A 4,346-nucleotide genomic window follows, 5' to 3' on the forward strand; every position below is an offset into this window, starting at 1 on the left:
CCGCCAGCATCGTGGCCATGGTGGAACGGCTGTCGGACTGGACGGTGTGGGGTGCGGTCATCTCGCCCGGCGCGTCCTGTCGTCGCCACAAGCCCGCCCGGGTGCTCGGTTTTGATGCCGATCTGCCCCGGCTGGCGGCACAGGCCGACGGCGTGCTCATTGCCGTGGGACAGATCGAAGATCCCATGCCCCGCATGCGGCTGTTCGAGCGGCTGTGCGCCCTTAATGCCCACCTGCCGACACTGGTGGCTGACAATGCCAGTGTGGCGTCCACGGCTTCTCTCGGCCGTGGTACCGTGGTGATGCAGCAGGCGCTGGTCAACGCCTTTGCCCGGGTGGGCGACGACTGCATTGTCAATTCTCAGGCGCTGATCGAACATGACGTGGAGGTGGGTGATCACTGCCACATCTCCACCGGCGCGCGCATCAATGGCGATGCGCACATCGGCAACCGCTGTTTCATCGGCAGCGGGGCGGTCATCGGACAGGGGGTGCGCATCTGCGACGATACGGTCATTGGTGCTGGCAGTGTCGTGATCAGAGACATCAAGGAACCGGGCGTGTGGGTGGGCAACCCGGCAAGGAGGGTGAAGTGAGCCTTTTCATCATTGCCGAAGCCGGTGTTAATCACAATGGTGATGTGGCGCTGGCCCACAGGCTCATCGACGTGGCGCTTGATGCGGGGGCGGACGCGGTCAAGTTCCAGACCTTTAACCCTGAAAAGCTGGTCAGCCCCGCCTTAAGACAGGCCGAATATCAGCAGCGCAATACCGGACGCACGGAAAGCCAGCTGCAGATGCTCACAAGGCTGGCGCTGGATGAGGTGGCCCATCAGGAGCTGAAGGTTCATTGCGATGAGGTGGGCATCGAGTTCATGTCTACCCCGTTTGACGAGGAGAGCGCCCATTTTCTGGCCGAGCTGGGCATGCGCCGTTTCAAGATTCCTTCCGGGGAGCTGCTGTCCACGCCCTATCTGCGCACCATCGCCCGCTACGACCGGCCCACGATTCTGTCCACCGGCATGTCCACGCTGGATGAAGTGCGTCATGGCGTGGAGACACTGCTGAATGGCGGGCTCAGCGGGGAAAATCTCACGCTGTTACATTGCACCAGCGCCTATCCCACACCGCCGGAGGCGGTCAACCTGCGCGCCATGGTGACCCTGGCGGACACCTTCGGTCTGCCGGTGGGCCTGTCCGACCATACGGCTGATGACACCGCCGCCACCATGGCGGTGGCACTGGGGGCCACGGTGGTGGAGAAGCATTTTACGCTGGATCGCGCCCTGCCCGGGCCGGATCACAAAGCCAGTCTGGAACCGGATGAACTGGCCCGTTTTGTCGAACGGCTGCGCAAGGCGGAGACAATGCTGGGTGATGATCGCAAACGGCCCACGGCGGCGGAAATGGACACCCGTGCCATCGCTCGACGACGCATGGTGGCGGCCCGACCTATCGCAGCGGGTGAGATCATTACCGAAGATAAGTTGGTGCTGCGCCGTCATGACAGTGGCTTCTGGGGTGACCGATGGGATGATGTGATCGGCACGCCCGCGCCCCGGGCGTTTGCCGCCGGGGAGGGCATCGAGTGGTGAAGAAGATTGCCGTGCTCACCACCACGCGGGCCGATTATGGCATTCTGCAGCCGCTGATCCATGCATTGCACGAGGCCGACTGGGCCGAACTGCAGCTGATTGTCACCGGCAGCCATCTGCTGGAAAGCCAGGGCCGCACTGTGCGGGAGGTTGAAGCCGATGGTCTGCCCATTGCCGCGCGAGTGCCCATCTTCGAGGAAGGCACCACCACGGCCTTGGACAATGCCCGGGCCTTTGGCGTGGCCGCCGAGCGCATGGCGCCGGTGCTGGTTGACCTGAAATCCGATACGCTGGTGCTGTTGGGGGATCGTTTTGAGACGCTGGCCATCGCCGCCGCCACCGCATTGCTGCACATCCCGATTGTTCACCTGCATGGTGGGGAGGAGAGCGCAGGGGCGTTGGACAATCGCTTCCGCCATGCCATCAGTCAGTTGGCGGACTGGCACCTGACCGCCACGGAAAAGGCGGCTGAGAAACTGCGCCAGATGGGCCTGCCTGCCGAGCGCATTCACCATGTCGGGGCACTTGGGGTGTGGAATGTGCTTAACCAACCCCGTCTGGATCGGGAAGCGCTGCAACGACAGATTCCCGTGCCCCTGCGCAGTCCGCTGTTTGTCATCACCTTTCATCCGGAAACCGCCACCGACCAGTCCCCCGAACAGCAGGTGCGGGCGCTGATTGACGCGCTGGCCCAGTTTCCCGAAGCGTCCCAGATCATCACCTATGCCAATGTGGACGAGGGCGGCGAGACCATCAACCGTCTGTGGCGGGAATATGCCAAGGCGCATCCGGGCACGGTGTGGCTCACGCCCTCGCTGGGCCGACTGCGCTACCACAGCCTGCTGGCCATCGCCGATGTGGTCATCGGCAACTCATCCAGCGGCATACTGGAAGCTCCCAGCTTTGGCCTGACCACAGTCAACATCGGTGACCGCCAGGCCGGTCGGGAGCGGGCCGAAAGTGTCATCGACACGCCTGCCGAGAACGAAGCTATCATCGAGGCCATCCGCACGGCCTTGAGCAGAGGGAGACGAACTGTAAAGAATCCCTATGAAAAGGCCGATACCCTGTCCGAAATGCTACAGATTTTGAAGGGGGTCGTTTGAAGACGCTCACCATTGTCCCTGCTCGTGCCGGCAGCAAACGCCTGCCCGGAAAGAACCTGCGTCCTCTGCATGGCAAGCCTCTCATCTGCTGGACACTGGAGGCGGCTTTGCAGGCTCAGCGCATCGATCGGGTCATTGTCAGCACGGACTCTGAAGAAATCGCGGAAGTGTCCAGAAAGAGTGGCGCAGATGTGCCCTTCATGCGCCCGCCAGAGCTGGCGGAAGACACAACCACTACCCAGGATGTGATTGAACATGCCATTGGCATACTGGCTGCGCGGGGAGAGCACTATGACCGCATTATGCTGCTGCAACCCACATCCCCCCTGCGTACCGCCAAGCATATTGAAGAAGCCCTGGACCTGTTTGAGCGCAAGCGTGCACTGAGCGTCATCTCCGTCTCTCCTGCGGAGCATCCACCGCAGTGGATCAACAGGCTGGGACCGGAGGGAGAGATGAACCATTTTCTGGAGGCGGTTAACAGGAAGCGCCGCAGTCAGGACTTTGCAGGCTACTATCAGCTCAATGGTGCGATCTATATTGCCGACACCGACGCTCTGCTGCGCCACCATAGCTTTTACCTGGACGAGCGCTGCTTTGGCTATGTGATGTCACGGCGTGATGGCATAGACATAGATACGGAAATCGACTGGTACCTTGCGGAAGCGTTGATGGGAGACATTCGAGATGAGTCGACCTGACTGGACAACGACCCTTGTTCAACCAGACACACCACTGGAGCAGGTACTGGCTGCCATGGATAGCGGCGGATGGCGTATTGCGCTGGTGTGTGACGAAGAACGACATTTGAAGGGAGTCATCACGGATGGAGACGTCCGACGCGCCCTGTTGCGTCATGTGGGACTTGAGGTGCCGGCAAAGGCGGTGATGAATCCCGCGCCCATCACCACTTCAATGGACACGGAGCGTTCACAGCGGCTGCGTCTGATGCTGGATCGCAGCATCGAACGCCTGCCCATTGTGGATGACGAGGGGCGGGTGTGCGGTATTGAACTACTGCGTGACACACTGGCTCCACCTGCCCGTAATAACGCCGTGGTGCTGATGGCCGGCGGTTTTGGCACCCGTCTCCGCCCGCTCACTCAGGAACGTCCCAAGCCACTGCTTCATGTGGGCGACAAGCCCATTCTTGAACACATCCTTGAGTCTTTCGTGGAGCATGGCTTCCGCCGTTTCTATATCTCCGTACACTACAAGGCCGAGATGATCCGTGAGTATTTCGGTGATGGCCGTCGTTGGGGCGTGGAAATCGACTATCTGCACGAAGATGAACCACTGGGGACGGCAGGTTGCCTGACTCTGCTACCAGATGAAGCGCTGCAGGCGCCGGTCATGGTGATGAACGGTGACATACTCACCCGGGTCAATTTTGATGCGCTGCTCAACTTTCACGAGCAGGAACAGGTGGCGGCCACGCTGTGCGTGCGGGAATACAGTTTCCAGATCCCCTTTGGCGTTGTTCGGGCAGAGGGCCATCGCCTCAAAAGCATTGAGGAAAAGCCTGTGGTGCAGCAGTTTGTCAGTGCCGGCATCTATGTGCTGAACCCGGAGGTGATTCGCGGCATAGACAGGGTTCCGGTGGATGTGCCGGATGTGCTTGAGCGGCTGCAGGGGCAAGCGCAGCC

General features: G+C 61.0%; 5 protein-coding genes. All 5 read left to right on the top strand.

The window, feature by feature from the left end; translation table 11 throughout:
- Positions 1-596: acetyltransferase (locus tag F8K16_RS03500; protein ID WP_294947000.1), on the top strand; the 596-nt coding region annotated here is incomplete at its 5' end.
- Positions 593-1,594 (top strand): N-acetylneuraminate synthase, encoded by a 1,002-nt coding sequence (neuB, locus tag F8K16_RS03505; protein WP_294947001.1) that lies wholly within the window; start codon positions 593-595, stop codon positions 1,592-1,594. The genes F8K16_RS03500 and neuB, both read left to right, overlap by 4 nt.
- Complete coding sequence (gene neuC / locus F8K16_RS03510; RefSeq protein ID WP_294947004.1) at positions 1,588-2,700, top strand: UDP-N-acetylglucosamine 2-epimerase; 1,113 nt, start codon at positions 1,588-1,590, stop codon at positions 2,698-2,700. Before neuB ends, neuC begins: the two co-directional genes overlap by 7 nt.
- Positions 2,697-3,401 (top strand): acylneuraminate cytidylyltransferase family protein, encoded by a 705-nt coding sequence (locus F8K16_RS03515; protein WP_294947006.1) that lies wholly within the window; start codon positions 2,697-2,699, stop codon positions 3,399-3,401. Before neuC ends, F8K16_RS03515 begins: the two co-directional genes overlap by 4 nt.
- A partial coding sequence (locus tag F8K16_RS03520; RefSeq protein ID WP_294947009.1) for a nucleotidyltransferase family protein occupies positions 3,388-4,346 on the top strand: 959 nt, incomplete at its 3' end. The genes F8K16_RS03515 and F8K16_RS03520, both read left to right, overlap by 14 nt.

This window comes from Sulfurivirga sp. (assembly GCF_015490265.1).
Classification (GTDB): domain Bacteria; phylum Pseudomonadota; class Gammaproteobacteria; order Thiomicrospirales; family Thiomicrospiraceae; genus Sulfurivirga.